Annotated in this window: 19 protein-coding genes; 7 read left to right on the forward strand and 12 right to left on the reverse strand. The window is 71.6% G+C overall.

Features of this window, described 5'->3' with window-relative positions:
• Window positions 1–8: 8 nt before the first annotated feature.
• Both SALPAC4_RS0109265 and SALPAC4_RS0109270 read left to right on the forward strand, forming a co-directional pair.
• Window positions 9–737 (forward strand): transketolase, encoded by a 729-nt coding sequence (locus SALPAC4_RS0109265; protein ID WP_019870087.1) that lies wholly within the window; start codon window positions 9–11, stop codon window positions 735–737.
• Window positions 737–1,627 (forward strand): transketolase family protein, encoded by an 891-nt coding sequence (locus SALPAC4_RS0109270; RefSeq protein ID WP_019870088.1) that lies wholly within the window; start codon window positions 737–739, stop codon window positions 1,625–1,627. The genes SALPAC4_RS0109265 and SALPAC4_RS0109270 overlap by 1 nt, the downstream gene beginning before the upstream one ends.
• A gap of 90 nt (window positions 1,628–1,717) precedes the next feature.
• On the opposite strand, the gene SALPAC4_RS0109275 is transcribed toward SALPAC4_RS0109270, so the two are convergent.
• The 6 genes from SALPAC4_RS0109275 to SALPAC4_RS0109300 all read right to left on the reverse strand — a co-directional run bounded on the left by SALPAC4_RS0109275 (window position 1,718) and on the right by SALPAC4_RS0109300 (window position 7,178).
• A complete protein-coding gene (locus tag SALPAC4_RS0109275; protein WP_018732995.1) occupies window positions 1,718–2,425 on the reverse strand; it encodes a glycosyltransferase family 2 protein in 708 nt (235 codons plus the stop codon).
• A gap of 117 nt (window positions 2,426–2,542) precedes the next feature.
• Complete coding sequence (locus SALPAC4_RS0109280; protein ID WP_019870089.1) at window positions 2,543–3,118, reverse strand: hypothetical protein; 576 nt, start codon at window positions 3,116–3,118, stop codon at window positions 2,543–2,545.
• A 60-nt stretch (window positions 3,119–3,178) separates the two neighbouring features.
• Window positions 3,179–4,627: a sensor histidine kinase gene (locus SALPAC4_RS0109285; RefSeq protein ID WP_019870090.1), complete on the reverse strand. Its 1,449-nt coding sequence runs from the start codon at window positions 4,625–4,627 to the stop codon at window positions 3,179–3,181.
• Window positions 4,620–5,306: a response regulator transcription factor gene (locus SALPAC4_RS0109290; protein ID WP_018732998.1), complete on the reverse strand. Its 687-nt coding sequence runs from the start codon at window positions 5,304–5,306 to the stop codon at window positions 4,620–4,622. Before SALPAC4_RS0109290 ends, SALPAC4_RS0109285 begins: the two co-directional genes overlap by 8 nt.
• Window positions 5,307–5,375: 69 nt before the next feature.
• A complete protein-coding gene (locus tag SALPAC4_RS0109295) occupies window positions 5,376–5,891 on the reverse strand; it encodes a hypothetical protein (RefSeq protein ID WP_019870091.1) in 516 nt (171 codons plus the stop codon).
• A 114-nt stretch (window positions 5,892–6,005) separates the two neighbouring features.
• Window positions 6,006–7,178, reverse strand: a complete 1,173-nt coding sequence (locus tag SALPAC4_RS0109300) for a thiolase family protein (RefSeq protein WP_019870092.1) — start codon at window positions 7,176–7,178, stop codon at window positions 6,006–6,008.
• A gap of 68 nt (window positions 7,179–7,246) precedes the next feature.
• Between SALPAC4_RS0109300 and SALPAC4_RS0109305 the strand changes: the two genes are divergently transcribed.
• Window positions 7,247–7,687 carry a PH domain-containing protein gene (locus SALPAC4_RS0109305; RefSeq protein WP_019870093.1) on the forward strand — a complete coding sequence of 147 codons (441 nt, stop codon included), beginning with the start codon at window positions 7,247–7,249 and terminating at the stop codon, window positions 7,685–7,687.
• 3 nt (window positions 7,688–7,690) lie between these two features.
• Here SALPAC4_RS0109305 and SALPAC4_RS0109310 read toward each other — a convergent pair whose 3' ends face one another.
• Window positions 7,691–8,602 carry a rhomboid family intramembrane serine protease gene (locus tag SALPAC4_RS0109310; RefSeq protein ID WP_019870094.1) on the reverse strand — a complete coding sequence of 304 codons (912 nt, stop codon included), beginning with the start codon at window positions 8,600–8,602 and terminating at the stop codon, window positions 7,691–7,693.
• A gap of 59 nt (window positions 8,603–8,661) precedes the next feature.
• The gene (locus SALPAC4_RS0109315) at window positions 8,662–9,192 is read right to left on the reverse strand and encodes a peptidylprolyl isomerase (protein ID WP_018733003.1); all 531 of its coding nucleotides are present in this window, start codon (window positions 9,190–9,192) and stop codon (window positions 8,662–8,664) included.
• A gap of 117 nt (window positions 9,193–9,309) precedes the next feature.
• Between SALPAC4_RS0109315 and SALPAC4_RS0109320 the strand changes: the two genes are divergently transcribed.
• Window positions 9,310–10,212 carry a hypothetical protein gene (locus SALPAC4_RS0109320; RefSeq protein WP_019870095.1) on the forward strand — a complete coding sequence of 301 codons (903 nt, stop codon included), beginning with the start codon at window positions 9,310–9,312 and terminating at the stop codon, window positions 10,210–10,212.
• Between the two features lie 6 nt (window positions 10,213–10,218).
• Here the strand turns inward: SALPAC4_RS0109320 and SALPAC4_RS0109325 are convergent, their stop codons facing one another.
• The 3 genes from SALPAC4_RS0109325 to SALPAC4_RS0109335 form a co-directional block, all read right to left on the reverse strand.
• On the reverse strand, window positions 10,219–11,367 hold the full coding sequence (locus tag SALPAC4_RS0109325; protein ID WP_027645068.1) for a magnesium and cobalt transport protein CorA: 1,149 nt from the start codon (window positions 11,365–11,367) through the stop codon (window positions 10,219–10,221).
• A 158-nt stretch (window positions 11,368–11,525) separates the two neighbouring features.
• Complete coding sequence (locus tag SALPAC4_RS0109330; protein ID WP_019870097.1) at window positions 11,526–12,620, reverse strand: aminotransferase-like domain-containing protein; 1,095 nt, start codon at window positions 12,618–12,620, stop codon at window positions 11,526–11,528.
• 85 nt (window positions 12,621–12,705) lie between these two features.
• On the reverse strand, window positions 12,706–13,095 hold the full coding sequence (locus SALPAC4_RS0109335) for a CBS domain-containing protein (RefSeq protein WP_018733007.1): 390 nt from the start codon (window positions 13,093–13,095) through the stop codon (window positions 12,706–12,708).
• A gap of 225 nt (window positions 13,096–13,320) precedes the next feature.
• On the opposite strand from SALPAC4_RS0109335, the gene SALPAC4_RS0109340 reads away from it, so the two are divergent.
• Genes SALPAC4_RS0109340 through SALPAC4_RS0109350 form a run of 3 tightly spaced genes read left to right on the forward strand, consistent with a single transcriptional unit; the run spans window position 13,321 to window position 15,807 of the window.
• Window positions 13,321–14,052 carry a phosphocholine cytidylyltransferase family protein gene (locus tag SALPAC4_RS0109340; RefSeq protein ID WP_027645067.1) on the forward strand — a complete coding sequence of 244 codons (732 nt, stop codon included), beginning with the start codon at window positions 13,321–13,323 and terminating at the stop codon, window positions 14,050–14,052.
• The gene (locus tag SALPAC4_RS0109345) at window positions 14,040–15,107 is read left to right on the forward strand and encodes an iron-containing alcohol dehydrogenase family protein (protein WP_019870099.1); all 1,068 of its coding nucleotides are present in this window, start codon (window positions 14,040–14,042) and stop codon (window positions 15,105–15,107) included. The genes SALPAC4_RS0109340 and SALPAC4_RS0109345 overlap by 13 nt, the downstream gene beginning before the upstream one ends.
• Complete coding sequence (locus SALPAC4_RS0109350; RefSeq protein ID WP_019870100.1) at window positions 15,091–15,807, forward strand: CDP-alcohol phosphatidyltransferase family protein; 717 nt, start codon at window positions 15,091–15,093, stop codon at window positions 15,805–15,807. The genes SALPAC4_RS0109345 and SALPAC4_RS0109350 overlap by 17 nt, the downstream gene beginning before the upstream one ends.
• Here the strand turns inward: SALPAC4_RS0109350 and SALPAC4_RS0109355 are convergent.
• Window positions 15,796–16,992, reverse strand: a complete 1,197-nt coding sequence (locus SALPAC4_RS0109355) for a glycosyltransferase family 4 protein (RefSeq protein WP_019870101.1) — start codon at window positions 16,990–16,992, stop codon at window positions 15,796–15,798. The two genes, SALPAC4_RS0109350 and SALPAC4_RS0109355, sit on opposite strands and share 12 nt — an antisense overlap.
• Window positions 16,993–17,013: the final 21 nt, after the last annotated feature.

Here is a 17,013-nt window from a genome sequence, read left to right on the forward strand (position 1 = left end):
CTAGCCGCATGACAGCCACTACGACCACCGCGGCGATCGCCGAGGCCGCCGCGCCGCTCGACGGCCGACCGCCGGTCGCTCCCTTGCTGGAACGAGTCCGCGCCGGCCGGGAGTTCGGCACGAACGTCTACTCCACCATCGACGTGCTCCAGGTGCTCTACCACCGCGTCCTGCGGGTCCACCCGACGGCCGTTGACGACCCGGACCGGGACCGGTTCCTGCTCTCCAAGGGGCACGCGGTCGCCGGCTACTACGCGGTGCTCGCCGCCGCGCAGTTCTTTCCCGCCGACTGGCTCGACGACCAGGGTGGGCCGGCGAGCCGGCTCGGCGACCACCCCGACCGGCTGCTCGTGCCCGGCGTGGAGATCGGCTCCGGCTCGCTCGGCCACGGCCTCGGCCTCGGCGTCGGAACCGCACTCGGGCTACGCGCCCAGGGCCGGCTCGAACCCCGGGTGTACGTGCTGCTCGGCGACGCCGAACTGGACGAGGGTTCCAACCATGAGGCGATCACCTACGCCGGGACGACCGGCCTGGCCAACCTCACCGCGATCGTGATCGACAACTCCTCCGCCACCCACGGCTGGCCAGGCGGACCGGCAGCCCGGTTCACCGTGGACGGCTGGACCGCGGCGACCGTTGACGGACGCGACCACGACGCCCTGCACACCGCCCTGACCGGGCATGACGGCAACCGGCCCCACGTCGTCGTGGCGGTCGTCGAGCCCAAGGAGGGCTAGTGCGCGACACCTTCGTCGACACCACCACCGCGCTGCTCGCCGACGACCCGCGTACCGCGCTGGTGCTGGCCGACATCTCCGCCGGCCTCTTCGCCCCGGCGGCGGGCCGGCACCCGGACCGGGTGCTGAACGTCGGAATCCGGGAACAGTTGATGGTCGGGGTGGCCGGCGGGCTGGCGTTGACCGGTCTGCGGCCGATCGTGCACACCTACGCGCCGTTCCTGGTCGAGCGGGCGTACGAGCAGCTCAAGCTCGACCTGGACCACCAGGACGCGAGCGCGGTGCTGGTCAGCGTGGGCGCCTCGTACGACCGGCCGGAGGCGGGCCGGACCCACCTGTCGCCGGCGGATGTCTCGCTGATCGACACCCTGCACGGCTGGACGGTGCACGTGCCCGGCCACCCCGGTGAGGTGGCGCCGCTGCTGCGGACGGCGGTAGCGGCGGAGACCTCGGCGTATCTGCGGCTGTCGGTGCTGAGCAACGACCGGCCGCTGGGCATCGACGGTGCGTTACAGGTGGTGCGGGACGCCGGGCCAGGAGCACCCCTGGTGGTGGCCGTCGGACCGACCCTGGACGCGGCCACCGCGGCGCTGGCCGACCTGCCCGTCACGGTGGCGTACACCAACCGACCGCGGCCGTTCGATATTGCCGGGCTCCGCGATCGGGGCGGGGCCGACGTGATCCTGGTCGAGCCCTACCTCGCCGGGACCTCCAGCCGGGTGGTCTCGGCGGCGCTGGCGGACCGTCCGCACCGGCTGCTGGCACTCGGCGTCGGGCGCAAAGAACTCCGGCGATACGGGTCGGCCGACGACCACGCCCACTGGCACGGCCTGGACGCATCGGGGCTGCGGCGCTCAGTCGTGGACTTCGTCTCCCCGGCGCTGCACTGACCTCCCCGGCACTGCACTGGCCTTCCGGCGCAGCGGTCAACGGGGGCGCTCGGCGGGCTGCGGGGCCTGGCGGAGGGTGGTCCCGGAGGATCAGCGGGGGGCGGTGTCCGAAGGGCGCCGTCGGGCCCGCTCCCGGCCGAGAATCCAGACCGCCTCGACCCCGTCCTTCCAGGTGATCTTCTTGCCCTCCTCGCGGCCACGGGCCCGATAGCTGATCGGCACCTCGTACGGCCGGATCCGACGGCGCAGCAGCTTGCCGGTCACCTCCGCCTCCATACCGAAGCCGCGAGAGTGAATGTCCAGGGAGCGGTACAACTCGATCGGCATCAGCTTGAAGCAGGTCTCCAGGTCGCCGATGTAAGAGTTGAACAGCACGTTGGCCACCATCGTGACGCCCCGGTTGCCCATCACATACCAGAAGCTGTAGGCGCTGTGGCTGCCGAAGGTGCGATTACCGTAGACGACGGTGGCCCGCCCATCGAGGACCGGCGCGAGCAGCTTGGCGATGTCCTGCGGGTCGTACTCCAGGTCGGCGTCGAGGATCACCATGTACTCACCCTCGGCGTTGTCGACCGCCGTCCGGATGGCCGCGCCCTTACCCGAGTTACGCGGATGGGTGATCACGCGGACCCGGGCGTCATCGGCCCGGTCCAGGATCTCGCCGGTGCCGTCCCGACTCCCGTCGTCCACCACGACGAGCTCGATCTCGCACGGATAGTCCACCGCGAGAGCCTGCTTCAAGGCGTCCGCGATGCGTTCTTCCTCGTTGTAGACCGGCATGAGGATCGAGAGCTTCACGGACGTTTCCCCCGGTGGGCGCACCATTGGACGCCATAGCGTACCTCGTCCGGCCGTGATCTTGATGTAGCAGCGGCGGTCCGGCGACCATCGTGCCGAACCGCCGCCAGGAGCGACCTACTCGCTCTTGGGCAGCACGATCAATCGGGCCTCGCCGTTCTCCCCGTCCTTCGTGCCGGCAACGCCGAGCACCCGGCCAACCTCGACCGCCTCCGGCTGGACCGTCTGGCGGCGCTCCACCACCCGAAGCTCCGGTGCGAAGGTCCAGGTCAGCTCAAAGCCGTCCGAGGATCGGACGGTCATCTGCTGGTCATCGATCGCGGTTACCTCACCGCGTTGGACCGCCACCGTCCTCGGACCGTCCTCTTTCGTCTGCACCACGACCTCGCCGTGCATGCTGTTCTTCCGCAGCAGCACCCGGGCCGGCCGCCGCTTGCGCCACTGTTCCGCCCGTTCCTTCCGGCCCGCCTCCGCGTCGGGGGCCGGTGACTCCGACGCGGCGACGGGCACCAGGTCCATTTCCACCGGATCCAGACCCAGCGCGGCCAGCGCCTGGCCCTCCACGCCCAACGCCGCGGCGACCTCAACGGCCTGCTCTCCGGCCGGCCCGACCACCTGGGCCGCGCCGCAACCGCTGAGCCCAAGCGCAACCGCCGCGAACAGCGTGGTGGCGGCGACTCCCCAACGTGCCATGACTCTCCCTCTCATCCCTGTGGTGGGAGTCCAGCCTGGTCGACCTGGGCGAGCAGGGCGTCAGGCCGAGGTTCGGGTCTGGTAAGGATCCGGCGGCAGCGAGACGACGAACGCGGCCCCGCCCTCGGCCGCATGACCCGCGCTGATCTCCCCACCGAGCCGCCGGACCAGGCCCGCGGCGAGGGCCAGGCCCAGCCCACTACCGACCTTGCGCACCCCCCGGTACCGCTGGTGCAGCGCGCCCCGCTGGAAGACCACCGCCAGGTCGTCGTCGGTCAGGCCGGGGCCGCCGTCCCGAACCTCGATCACCCCGCCGGCGGCCGCGTCCGCGCCGGCCCACCGGGTCGCCAGCACCACCGGCGCCCCCGGCGGCACCACCCGCAACGCGTTCTCCAGCAGCCCATCCACCACCTGCCGAATCCGCCCCGGATCGGTGTGCACCGGCACCGTCGGATCCGGCGCCTCGACCTGGAACACCACCGAGACGGCCGCGCACCGCGCCGCCCACGTCCGCTCCGCCTCCGCGGCCAGCCGAACCAGGTCGACCCGTACCGGCTCCAGCGGGAAGTCCACGGCCTCTAGCCGGGCCAGGGCCAGCAGGTCGCGTACCAGCCGGTCCAGGTGCTCCGCCTCGACCAGCACCGTGCGCCCGGTTCCGGCCACCTCCGCCGGGTCGATCACCCCGTCCGCCAACGCCTCCGCGTACCCGCGGATGGCGGTCAGCGGGGTCCGCAGCTCATGCGAGACGGAGAGCAGGAACTCCCGCTGCCGCCCCTCGCTGGTGGTGAGCGCGGCGGCCAGGCCGTTGAGGGCCTCCGCCAGGTCCGCCACCTCGTGCGGGGGCTCCACCGGGACGCGGACCGCGCGCTCGCCCGCCCGCAGCCGCGCGGCAGCGTCCGCCGCCCGTCGGATCGGCCGGGCCAGGCGACGGGCGAGCAGCAGGCCGGCGACCACCCCGGCCGCCAGCCCGGCCAGCAGGGGCAGCCAGAGGCTCTGGGCGACCTGCCGCCACATGCCGCCGAGCGAGCCGGCCCGCGCGAGCACCACCCCGTCGCCACCGGGCAACGCTCGCCCCTGCACCAGCGCCGGTCGTCCGGCGACCAGACGCCGGTCGGCGACGTGCCGCCCCTCGGCGATCCGCTCCACCACCTGGGCCGGCAGTCCCGGCCGGTCCACCACCCCGTTTCGCACCAGGTACGCCTCGATGCCCTGCGCCCGCAGTTGGCGCAGCAACCGGTCCTCATCCACGGTGCGCGGGGTGTCCAACCGACTGCGTAACGCCTCGGCGGCGAGTCGGGACTGGGCGGCCAGCGCCTGCTGCTCGCGGTGTTCCACTCCGCGGACCGCGAGCGGCACCGCGACAATCGCGGTAACCAGGACCGAGACCAGGGCGACCGCGCAGGTGACCAGCACCGCCCGGACGGTCAGGGTCGGCCCGCGGCGGGTGCGGGTGGGCCGTCGGGCGCCGGCCGTCGCCCCGTTCAACGGGTCGATCCGATGCTCACGCATCGACGGCGTACCCGACCCCCCGATGGGTACGGATCACACTCGCCAAGCCGAGCTTCGCGCGGACCTGGGCTACGTGCACGTCAACGGTTCGGGTGCCCGCAGGCACCGCGTACCCCCACACCCCGGCGAGCAACTCCTCCCGGGTGAACACCCGCCCCGGGCGGGCCATCAGGTGGGCAAGCAGGTCAAACTCGGTGGAGGTCAACTGCACCGGGTCCCCCGCGGCGGTCACCGTACGGCGGTCAGGGTCCAGCGTGACCGCGCCGACGATCCGCGGCTGGTCCGACGGCGGTCCGGCGACCCGGCGCAGCACCGCCCGCACCCGGGCCACCAGTTCACGTGGGCTGAACGGCTTGGTTACGTAGTCGTCGGCGCCGAGTTCGAGCCCGACGATGCGGTCCACCTCGTCGTCGCGCGCGGTGAGGAAGATGACCGGCGTCCAGTCTCCTGACTCGCGTAGCCGGCGACAGAGCTCGGTGCCGGGGAGACCGGGTAGCGCGATGTCGAGAACGCAGGCCACCGGCCGGAGCCGGCGGGCGGCGGCGAGGCCGGCGTCGCCGTCCCGCTCCAGATGCACGCCGAACCCGTCCCGGGCCAGATAGAGCCGGACCAGATCGGCGATGGCCGGTTCGTCCTCAACGAGGAGAACGAGCCCGCGATGCGGCGCGTCAACGGTCACCGGCTCATGATGTCCGATCGGGGCGGCGCGACATTGCTCGGGCCGTGTTCGGGTTCGGTAAGGAAACGGTCAGCGGACGGTGGCCGGGCGGAAGGCAACCGGCCGGACCGGGGTCGGAGCGGGGTCGCCGATCGTGGCGACAAGCCGCTCACGTGCGATCCGTACGCGGGTGCGGAAAGCGTGGTTGAGCAGCTCGTCGAGCTGCCACACCTGCTTCGGGTGCCGAGTCCGGATGACGAACCGCTCCCGTACCCCGTCGATGGCGGTAGCGGCCAGCTCCAGGCAGTGCAGCCGCGGGTCCGGACCCCAGGTGACGTTGCTCAGCTCGCGCAGCTCGGTGTTGAGGTGCAGGCGGAGCCGGTGCAGCACCCGGGTCTGCCGCGTGACGACCAGTCGTCGGTGGGTTAGTAGCAGGAGGTACCCGCCGGGGGTGGACCGGTTCGGGCGGCTGCACCGGGTGACCAGGATGGGGGCGTCACCCGAGCCAACGCAGCGCCGGAAGACGGGCATGTGCCGGCTGGCGGTCTGGGTCGCGATACCAGCCTCGGCCGCAGCGGGAAGGAACGTTCGGGAGAAGACGTCCATGCCCTGCCCAACGACGCCCGGGCACGAGGTGATATGGGCGAGACGGTCGAACCTTGCATCTTCCATGCCCACCGAGGGTCATGCCCACCGGGACGAGTCATGCCCGTCGGGTGTTCAGAGCAGCTCAACGATGGTCGCGTTGGCCATGCCGCCGCCCTCGCACATGGTTTGCAGGCCGTACCGGATGTTCTCGTCCCGCATGTGCGCCAACATGGTGGTCATGATCCGGGCCCCGGATCCGCCGAGCGGATGCCCGAGGGCGATGGCGCCGCCGCGCGGGTTCAGCCGTTGCGGGTCGGCCTCGGTCTCGGCGAGCCAGGCCAGCGGCACCGGGGCGAACGCCTCGTTGACCTCGTACACCCCGATCTCCTCGATGCCCAGCCCCGCCCGGCGCAGCGCCTTGGCGGTGGCCGGGATGGGCGCGGTCAACATGGCGACCGGGTCGTCGGCGCAGACCACCGCGGTGTGGATGCGGGCGAGCGGGCGCAGGCCGTGCCGGCCGGCCCACTCGGCGGTGGTGACCGCGAGCGCCGCCGCGCCGTCGGAGATCTGGGAGGCGGAGCCGGCGGTCACCACACCGTCGGCCCGGAACGGGGTGGCGAGCTCGGCCAGCTTCGCCAGGGACGTGTCCCGACGGATGCCCTCGTCGGCGGAGGCCGTGCCCCCGTCGGCGAGGGGGACCGGTGCCAGCTCGGCGTCGAAGGCGCCGGCGTCCTGCGCCGCGCCCGCCTTCTCATGACTGGCGAGGGCGAACTCGTCGAGCTGGCCGCGGGTCAGTCGCCACCGGCGGGCGATCAGCTCCGCGCCGACGCCCTGGCTGAACGGGAGCGGGTCGTCCGCCGCCACCCCCTCCACACCCCGGTAGCGGTCCAGGATCGCCGCGCTGAACGGCGCTCCCCCGACCACGCTGGAGCCCATCGGCACCCGGGTCATTGACTCGACCCCGCCCGCCACCACCAGGTCTGCCTGCCCGGAGAGCACCGTCGCGGCGGCGAAGTGCAGCGCCTGCTGGCTGGACCCGCACTGCCGGTCGAGGGTGGTGCCGGGAACGGTTTCGGGCCAACCGGCCGCGAGGACGGCGTTGCGGGCGACGTTCCACGACTGCTCGCCAACCTGGGAGACGCAGCCCCAGAACACGTCATCGACCTGACCCGGGTCGATGCCGGTCCGTTCGGTGAGGGCGCGTAGCACGTGCGCCGACAAGTCGACCGGGTGTACGTCGGCGAGGCTTCCCTTGCGTCGCCCGACGGGGGTGCGTACGGCACCGACGATGACTGCGTCACTCATGACTACTCCCCGGTAACTTGGCTTGACGTCGATGCTACGCGGCCCGCCCGGCAATCCGCTGCCCTGGCATGCTGGGCAATATGGATACGACATCGCCCGGGACCCGGCAGTGGCGGGTCCCGGCCGCCCTGCCGGCGATCAAGATTGCCGGGGCCGGGGCGCTGGTTGCGCTCGGTCTCCTGCTCGCCGACGGCGACCCGGTCCGGCTCACGCTGACCGGGCTGGCCGCCGCCGCGCTCCTGGTCTGGGCCGCCCGGGACCTGCTGGCACCGGTCCGCCTCGCGGTCGACCCGGAAGGGCTGACGGTGGTCAGCGGTTTCGCCGGCCGTCGACAGCTGCCGTGGTCGCAGGTGACGGAGATCCGGGTGGACCAGCGGGCCCGGCTCGGCCGGTCAAACGCGGCCCTGGAGGTGGATACCGGGGAGACACTGCACCTGTTCGGCCGGTTCGACCTGGACGCCGACCCGGTTGAGGTCGCGGCGCAGCTACGGGCGGCCCGCCCCGCGTGACCGTCAGGCGAGCAGGGCCGCGGTCCGGAGCAGGGCCAGAACGAGCAGCACCACTACGAGCACCGACCCACCGCCCACCTGCACCAACGTGCGCCGCGACCGCGGAGCGTGGGCGAGGACGAAGGCCATCAGGCCGCCGACCACGAGACCGCCCAGGTGACCCGGGATCGAGATCCCCGGCACAGTTATCGTGAAGACCAGGTTGATCACCAGGATCGGGACCACCTGGGAGACGTCCCGCCCCAACCGCCGGCCGACGACGAAGAGGGCCGCGAAGAGCCCGAAGACGGCCGTTGACGCGCCCGCCGTGGCCGCGTTCGGCGCGCTGAACAGGTAGGCCGCGACGTTCCCGCCGAGGCCGGCGATCAGGTAGAGGGCCAGGAACCGGGCCGGGCCGAGACTCGCCTCCAGGGTTCGGCCGAGAATCCACAACGCGTACATGTTCAGCAGCAGGTGGATCACGCCGTAGTGCAGGAACATCGCGGTGACCAGGCGGTACCACTCGCCGTCGGCGACGCCACCCACGGTGCCGTTGGGAAAGACCGCGAGCCCGATCACGGCTCCCCACTCAGTCAACGGGGTGCTGCCGCCGAGCAGGCCGCCGAAGCCGGAGCCCCCCACCACCGCGTCGCCACCCCGGTCGGTGCCGATGGAGAGCAGCATCACCAGGGCGTTGAACGCGATCAACGCCTTGGTGACATAGCCGTGTTGGCCGGCGAGACCACCACCGAAGGCGGTCCGCGCCGGCCGCACGCTGCGGCGCCCTTCATTGACGCACTCCGGGCACTGAAAGCCCACCGAGGCCTCGCGCATGCAGTCCGGGCAGATGACCCGGTCGCAGCGGTTGCACCGGATGTAGGCCTCCCGACCGGGGTGGCGGTAGCAGACCGGGGTGGTCGGTGGTGATTCACTCACCGGACAGCCCAGGTGCCCGAGCGCTCAGTCATGCGAGCAAAGGTACCTCGTCCGCGCCTTCAGGAACCGGTGCGCTCGATCTCGACCCGCTCGATGACGACGTCGCGCAGCGGGCGGTCGGCGGGGTTCGTCGGGGTGTTGGCGATGGCGTCAACGACCTTCACCGACTCCTCGTCGGCGACCTGCCCGAAGATGGTGTGCCGGTTGGTCAGGTGCGGGGTCGGCGCCACCGTGATGAAGAACTGCGAACCGTTGGTGCCCGGCCCGGCGTTCGCCATCGCCAGCAGGTACGGCCGGTCGAACCGCAGCTCGGGGTGGAACTCGTCGGCGAAGGTGTAACCCGGGCCGCCCCGGCCGGTGCCGGTCGGGTCACCCATCTGGATCATGAAACCGCTGATCACGCGGTGCGAGATCGTGCCGTCGAAGTACGGGCCGCTGCCCGGCTGGCCGGTCCGCGGGTCGGTGTACTGCTTGGTGCCGTCGGCCAACTCCACGAAGTTGCGAACGGTCTTCGGCGCGTGATTCGGAAAGAGCTGCAGCCGAATCGGGCCGGCGTTGGTGTGCAGGGTGGCGTAGAGATCCTCGGCCACGGGTACTCCTCACTCGTTGTTCAGTTCCATGCGGATCCTCCCATGTGCCCGATCTGGCCATGCGGAGGCATCCAAAGGTGGAGGATGACGAAGGGACAACTCTGAGGAGGTGGGACCGTGTTTGGAAACGGGCGGCGCAAGACCCAGAGCCAGCTTGCCAAGATCGAGCTTGGTCGAAGCTTGGGTCACCTGAAGCGGGCAGCGGGGCACGCAACGAACGGCACCGGCGCCACGGTCGGCCCACGGGTACGGGCGGCCCGCAGCGCGGTTACCCCGACCGCGCTGGTCATGCGGGACCGGGCGGCGAGCGGCTACGTGTCGACCATGGCGGCCCTCGCGCCGCTGGCCATCGCCGTCCGCGAGGCCCAGGCGGAGGCGGCCGGCCGGGTTGCCGCCGAACGGCGAGCCGACGCGGGCAGGTCGACCACCGCCAGTAAGAAGGTGCAGGCGAAGAAGATGCGGGCGACACGCGCGAAGCAGCGGTCCGGTCGGGGCAGGACGGCCAGCCTGCTGGCGGCCAGCGCCGTGGTGGGCCTGATCGGCGCGATGGCGTTGCGACGCCGCTACGAACGGCGAGAGTGGGTCGAGTACGACCCCGTCCCCAACCTGGAGCCGATGCAGGCCGAGACGGACATGATCGAGGTCACCACCCGGACCCCGGCCGAGCAAGCCGCGCCGACCACGACCGGAGGTGCCGCCAGACCAGCGGGCCCGGCGACCGGTGGCGCAGGCGGCAGGGCGGAGCGCGGTGCCACGGCGACGGGCGGCACCAGCGGTGGAGCGGCCGGCAGCACCGCCAAGGCCAACTCGGGCCGGCGGTCCACCGCGACGCCGACCGAGAAGGTCCGCACACCGGGCGAGAAGGTCCCCGCGACACCGGCCGACAAGCTACCCGCGACACCGGCCGACAAGGTCCCCGCCACGCCGGCCGAGAAGGTCCCCGCGACGACCGAGGGCAAGAGCGCCACCGGCCGACCCAGCAACGACCTCTCCAAGGCCATGAAGAACGGCCGCCACTGACCCAGGTCAGAGCCAGCCGTGCCGGCGGAACCAGCGGTACAGCGCCAAGCTGATCCCGAGCATCAGGGCCAGCACCGTGGGGTAGCCGTAGGTCCACCCCAGCTCCGGCATGAACTCGAAGTTCATCCCGTAGATCCCAGCGATGGCGGTCCAGACCGCCGCGACGGCCGCCCAGGCGGCGATCTTGCGCATATCGTTGTTCTGGTCAACGGTGACCTGGGCCAGCCGCGTCTGAAGGATTGAGTTGAGCAGGTCGTCGTAGGAGTTGACCTGCTCAACGGCACGGCTGAGGTGGTCCTGCACGTCCCCGAAGTACCGGCAGATCTCCATCGGCACCTCGCGGCTGCGCTCAGCGGTGATCCGCAGCAGCGGACGTTGGAGCGGCATCACCGCCCGCTTGAACTCGACCAACTCCCGCTTCACCTGATAGATCCGCTGGATCCGATCGCCGCCCTGCCGACGGTCGAAGACATCGGCCTCGAGCGTGTCCAGGTCGTCCTCCAGCCGGTCGGCGACCTCCAGGTACTGGTCAACCACCCGGTCGGTCACCGCGTACGCCACCGCCCACGGGCCGTGCGGCAGCAGCTCCCCCCTCGCCTCCAGGTCGGCGCGCACCGGCGCCAGCCGGCAGGCGTCCCCGTGCCGGACACTGACCAGGAAATTCGGGCCGATGAAGAGCAGCACCTGGCCGGTCTCGACGACCTCGGAGTGCTCGGTCAACTCGGCCTGGTCGCGGTAGTGGGCGGTTCGTAGCACCAGGAAGCTCACCGCACCGAACTGCTCCAGCTTGGGCCGCTGCTGGGCTTTGACCGCATCCTCGACGGCCAGTTCGTGCAGGCCGTAGGTGACCGCGATCTCGGTCATCTGGGCCAGGTCGGGCTCGTGCAGGCCGAGCCAGACGAAGCCGTTGCCGGCCCGGCGAGCCGCCGCCAGCGCCTCGGCGTGGTGCTGGTGGCCGGGTTGCCGCTCGCCGTCCAGATAGAGCGCGCAGTCAACGACCGCATCGTGGGGCATGGCCGGCACCGGCGGCCCGGCGGCGCTGTCGGAGCTGAGCCGGCGGGTCATCGCCCGCACCGGGGCAGCCCAGTCACGCGGTCGGATCACCCGACCGCCCGCCCGGGTGCCCCTGGGCCCGCGCCGTGACCGGTCCGCCATCACACCCTCCCCGCTCGGCGACGCGTTGCAGCGTACGCCGTCAACCGGTCAACGCCGATGCCGCAGGGGCGGGGCGAACGCCGGGCCGGGAGCCTCGAACCAACCCACGCCCGCCACCGGGCCGGCCACACTCGAACCAGCCCGGCGCGGGTGGGAGGTCAGCCGCGTACGGCCGCCATCGCCGCGGCGAGTCGACGCGCACCCTCGTCGATCTGGTCCGCGGTCACCGCCGAGTAGGCCAGCCGCAGCGCGTGCTGCCCACCGTCGAGCACGAAGTCACTGCCCTTCACGACGGCGACCCCGCGCTCCGCCGCGGCCGGAGCCAGCCGGTCCACCTCGACGTCCTCCGGCAACTCCACCCAGAGGAAGTAGCCGCCGTCCGGCTCGACGAACCGGGCCTCCGGGAGGTGCCGCCGCAACGCCTCGGCCAGCACCTGGGCCCGCTCGCCGAGGGCCCGACGCACCGTCGCGATCGAGCGGTCGATGTCCCCGGAGACGCAGAACTGGTGCACGGTCGCCTCCGAGACCATGCCCGGCGAGATGTAGAGGTTGGTCGCCTTCTTCGCGATGTCGGCGATCAGGTCCGCCGGCCCGACCAGGTAGCCGACGCGTACGCCCGGGCAGACCGTCTTGGTGAAGCTGGAGGCGTGCACCACGCGGTTCTGGGTGTCCAACGAAAGCATCGAGGGCAGCGCCTCGCCGCGGAACCGGACGTCGGCGTACGGGTCGTCCTCAAAGATCGTGAACTCGAACTCGACCGCGAGGTCGAGGAGCTCCCGCCGCTTGTCCAGGCTCAGCGTGACCCCGGCCGGGTTCTGGTAGTTCGGGATGACGTGCGCCAGCCGTGGACGCACCCCGGACTCCAACAGCTTACGCAGCTCGGAGGTGTCCAGCCCGTCCGGCTGGATGGTGATCCCGTGCAGCTCACTGCCCATCCGCCGCAGGTTCAGCAGGGTCCGGTCGTAGGTCGGCCGCTCCACCACCACCGCGTCACCGGGTCGGATCAGGTGGTCGAAGAGGAACGCGTCGGCCTGCAACGAACCGTTGGTCACCAAGACCTGGTCCGTCCCGACTCCGTGCTTCCTCGCGATCCACTCGCGCAACGGAAGGTAACCGGCGGAGGGGCCGTACGCCGTCACGCCGGTGGGATCGGCGTCGAACGCACGGACGGCGGCGGCCTTCAGCCCCTCGACATCAACGATGTCCAACGAGGGAGCGCCACGGGCGAAGGAGATCAACTGCTCGGCGGTCATGGCTGTTCAGCGTACGGAAGGCGAGGGAGGATGCGCCGACGGCACGACGAGTCACCTCGCGGTGCCACCGGACGGGTGACCGATCTCACCCGGGGACGACCCGTTCGGTCGCCCATACCCGGACGACGTCACGGAGCGAGATCACCCCGGCCACCTCCCGACCGTCGAGCACCACCAGGTGCCGGAACCCGCCCCGGGCCATCGCGGTCGCCGCCTCCTCGACCGTCCACTCCGGCCCCGCGTACACCACGTCCCAGGTCAGGTGGGCTCCAGTCCGCTCGTTGTCACAGTCCAGCCCGCGCCCGATCGCGTTGAGCAGGTCCCGCTCGGTCATGATCCCGACCCCTTCGGAATCCGGATCGATCACGACCGCCGACCCGATACCCCGTTCCGACATCATTCGCGCCGCCTGCCGGAGCGTGTGCTCCGGGCCGACCACCAAAACCTGGCTGGACATCACTTCGCGAACCTGCATCACACCTCAACCCCTGCGGAACGTTGCAGTCAGTAAAAACATCGTGCACCCAGTGTGTTACCGGGACAAGGCTGCCGCATGCGATCCGACCAGCCCGCTCCGGTCGAGCGGCACCGGCGGCCCCGCGCTCCCCACCCACCAGCCGGTCCGGTTGCTCCCAGGAGCCCCATTCGACGGCGCTATTCTCCTCCGGTGACAGCCGAACGAACGCAGAACGATGCCGGAATGGTCGGGATGGTGCTGGCAGCCGGCGCCGGACGCCGCCTGCGCCCACACACCGACACGCTGCCGAAGGCGCTGGTGCCGGTTGATGGCGCGACCACCATCCTCGACATCGCGCTGCGCAACCTGGCCGAGGTCGGACTCACCGAGATCGTCGTCGTGGTCGGCTACGCCGCCGACGCGGTTCGGGAACGCCAGGCGGACCTGGAGCGGAAGTACGGCGTCACGCTCACCCTGGTACCCAACGACCGGGCCGAGGAGTGGAACAACGCGTACTCGCTCTGGCTGGCCCGCAGCTGGTTCGCCCGCGGGGTCCTGCTGGTCAACGGAGACACCGTCCATCCGGTGAGCGTGGAGAAGACCCTGCTCGCCGAGCGCGGGCCGGGGATCCTGCTGGCGATCGACACGATCAAGACGCTGGCCGAGGAGGAGATGAAGACCACCTTCGACGCCGACGGCCAGCTCACCCGGATCACCAAGCTGATGGACCCGCACGAGGCCCGCGGAGAGTACATCGGGGCGACGCTGATCGAGCCGCACGTCGCCGCGGCGCTCGCCGACGCGCTGGAGGCGACCTGGCGACAGGACCCGAACCGCTACTACGAGGACGGCTACCAGGAGTTCGCCGACCGAGGTGGCGAGGTACGCGGGGCGCCGATCGGCGACGTCGACTGGGTCGAGGTCGACAACCACGACGACCTCGCGCGGGCTCGGGAGATCGCGTGCCGCTACTAGCCCGTACCGTCGCCACTCCGCTAGCCATCGAGGTCCGCCGGGGGGCGGTCGCCAACCTCGGCGAGCTCCTCGCCGACCGGCGGATCTCCGCCGGCGGCGACGTGGCCGTGGTGGTGGGGCCCGGGCAGGGGGAGAAGATCGCCGAGCTGTGCCGGCCGACGCTGGGCTCGGCCGACGTCTTCACGGTGGCCGGCGGCAGCGTTGACGCCGCCAACGAGTTGGGCGACCGGCTCCGCCGCCGGCACTACGACGCGGTGGTCGGGATCGGCGGCGGCCGGACGATCGACACCGCGAAGTACGCCGCCACCCGCTACGGCATTCCGATGGTCACGGTCGCCACCAGCCTCGCCAACGACGGCATCGCCTCCCCCGTCGCCTCGCTTACCCACGACGGCGGCAAAGGCTCGTACGGGGTCCACATCCCGATCGCCGTCCTGGTGGACCTCGACTTCGTCGAGCACGGCCCGGACCGGCAGACCCAGGCCGGGATCGGTGACGCGGTGAGCAACCTCAACGCCTGCGCCGACTGGGAGCTCGCCCACGAGCTGCGCGGCGAGCCGGTCGACGGGCTCGCCGTGACGCTGGCCCGGACCGGCGCTGAGGCGCTACTGAACCACCCCGGCAAGATAACCGACGACGCCTTCCTCACCACGCTGGCGGAGGCGTTGATCCTCGGCGGCATCGCCATGTCGATCTCCGGCTCGAGCCGGCCGGCCAGCGGTGGCGACCACGAGATCTCGCACGCCATCGACCACCTCTGGCCCGGCACCAGCGCCCACGGCGAGCAGGTCGGGCTCGGGGCCCTCTTCTGCACCTGGCTGCACGGCGACCGGGACCGGTTCGGCCAGCTCGCCCGGTGCTTGCACCGGCACGGCCTGGCCACCCGCCCGACCGACCTGGGCCTCACCGACGAGCAGTTCGTCGAGGCGGTGCACTTCGCGCCCCGGACCCGGCCGGACCGCTACACGATCCTCGAACACCTCGCCCTGTCCACCGACGAGCTCCGGGCTCGGTTGGGAGACTGTCTTGACGCCCTCGGTGAGCACCTTGACTGAACCGTCCCGGCCGACCCGGGCCGACTTCTACCGGACCAACCGGGGCGGCGGACTGTTCAGCGAGTCGATCAGCCAGTGGATCGGGGCCGCCTTCGCCGGCGGCGCACACCGGCTCGGGCTGCGGCCCACCACCCTGAGCATCACCAACCTGGTTCTCGGCCTGCTCACCTCGGTGACCGTGGCGGCGCTGGCCGAGCCGGTCGCCGCGGGCCGCGTACCGGCCTGGTTGGTCGGGCTGGTGGCGCTGGTCGGCTGGCAGGTGGCGTACGCGCTGGACTGCGCGGACGGGCAACTCGCCCGGGTCACCGGTCAGGGCAGCGCGGCCGGGGCGCGGGTGGATGTGCTCAGCGACGTGGCGGCCCAGATCGCCCTGGTCGCCGCACTCAGTGCGACCGCGGTCGCGCAGTCACCATCCATCCCCGCCTGGCTGATCGCGGCCTTCGCCGGTACCTGGATGGTGAACCTGGTCACCTCGGTGATGCAGGCCGGGCCGAACGCGAGCAGCATGGTCACCTCGACCTCGCTGCTGGTGCGGCTGGTGAAGCTGATCCGCGACTACGGCGCGGTGATCTTCGTTGCCGCACTGGTGCTGCTCTTCGCGCCCGGCCTGACCAGCTGGGTGATCATCGCCTTCACCGCGATCAACGGCGGTTTCCTGCTCGCCAGCATCGCCTTCGCCGCTCGGGCCTCACTGCACTGACCGGCGGCCCAACTCGGCCGTACGGACGGTTTCGGCGTAGATGTCGAGCAGCTGCCGGGTGACCACGTCCGGGTGGAAGGTGCGCTCGTAGCGGGCCCGAGCAGCCGGTGCCCGGCTGACGGCTTCGGCGGCTGCCGCTGGCAGCGCGGCGGCCAGCGCCGTCGGGTCCGGCGGCACCACCCAACCGGCGGGTTCCGCGGTGTCGGCGCCGACCAGGAACGGGATACCGCCGAGGGCGGTGCCGAGCACCGGCCGGCCGGCGGCCAACGCCTCGATGATCACCGTCGGCAGCACGTCGTGCCAGGTGGAGGTGGCCAGCACCACCGCGCTCGCCACCAGGGTGTCGTGCACCCCGTCCCGGTCCAGCGGACCGAGGAAGGTCACATCTGCCCGCTGGGCCGCCGCCGCCTCCACCAGGGGTCGCAACTCACCGTCCCCGGCGACACGGAGCGGGCCGAGCGCACCGTCCGGGTGCCGACGCCAGGCCTCCAGCAGCAGGTCCAACCCCTTCTCCGGGCTGAGCCGGCCGAGGAAGAGGAAGCCGGCGCCCAGCGGCGCCGGGGCACCCGGGTCGGGGATCGCGTTCGGCTTCACCACGATCCGTTGCTCCGGGATGCCGTAGTCCCGCAGGTGCTCCGCGATCGAGGTGGTCAGCGCGATGAACCGGTCCACTGAGCGCCAGGTGCCCCGGTGCACGGCGAGCGTCGTCGCCATCAACGCGCTCTGCGCCCGCGACCCCCGGTAGCAGCGGTGCACGATCGCCGGTACGCCCAGCACCCGCCCCCGGCAGTCCTGGCAGATCGCCCCGTCCCGGAAGTACAGCCCGGACGAGCAGACCTGCCGGTAGTTGTGCACCGTCTGCACCACCGGCACCCCGTGGTGGTGCGCGGTCCGCACCACCCAGGGCGAGAGCAGGGGGTACGGGTTGTGCAGGTGCAACACGTCCGGCCGGTGCTCGTCAAGCAGGCGACCCAGCTCCCGCTGGGCTCGCGGGGCGTAGATCGGGGAGATCGGCAGCAGCGCCTTCGCGGACCGGGACATCGACGCGATCTCGTCGGAGCTGCGCAGGAACGGCAGCACCTCGACCCCGGCCGCGGTCAGCTGGGCGATCTCCGCGTCGACGATGGTGTTCTCGCCAGACGGCTGAGCCTCCCGGTACCGGTTGTGCGCCACCACGATTTTCATGGAATTGGAGGCTACCGTTGG

It is taken from the genome of Salinispora oceanensis (assembly GCF_000383575.1).
GTDB lineage: Bacteria > Actinomycetota > Actinomycetes > Mycobacteriales > Micromonosporaceae > Micromonospora > Micromonospora oceanensis.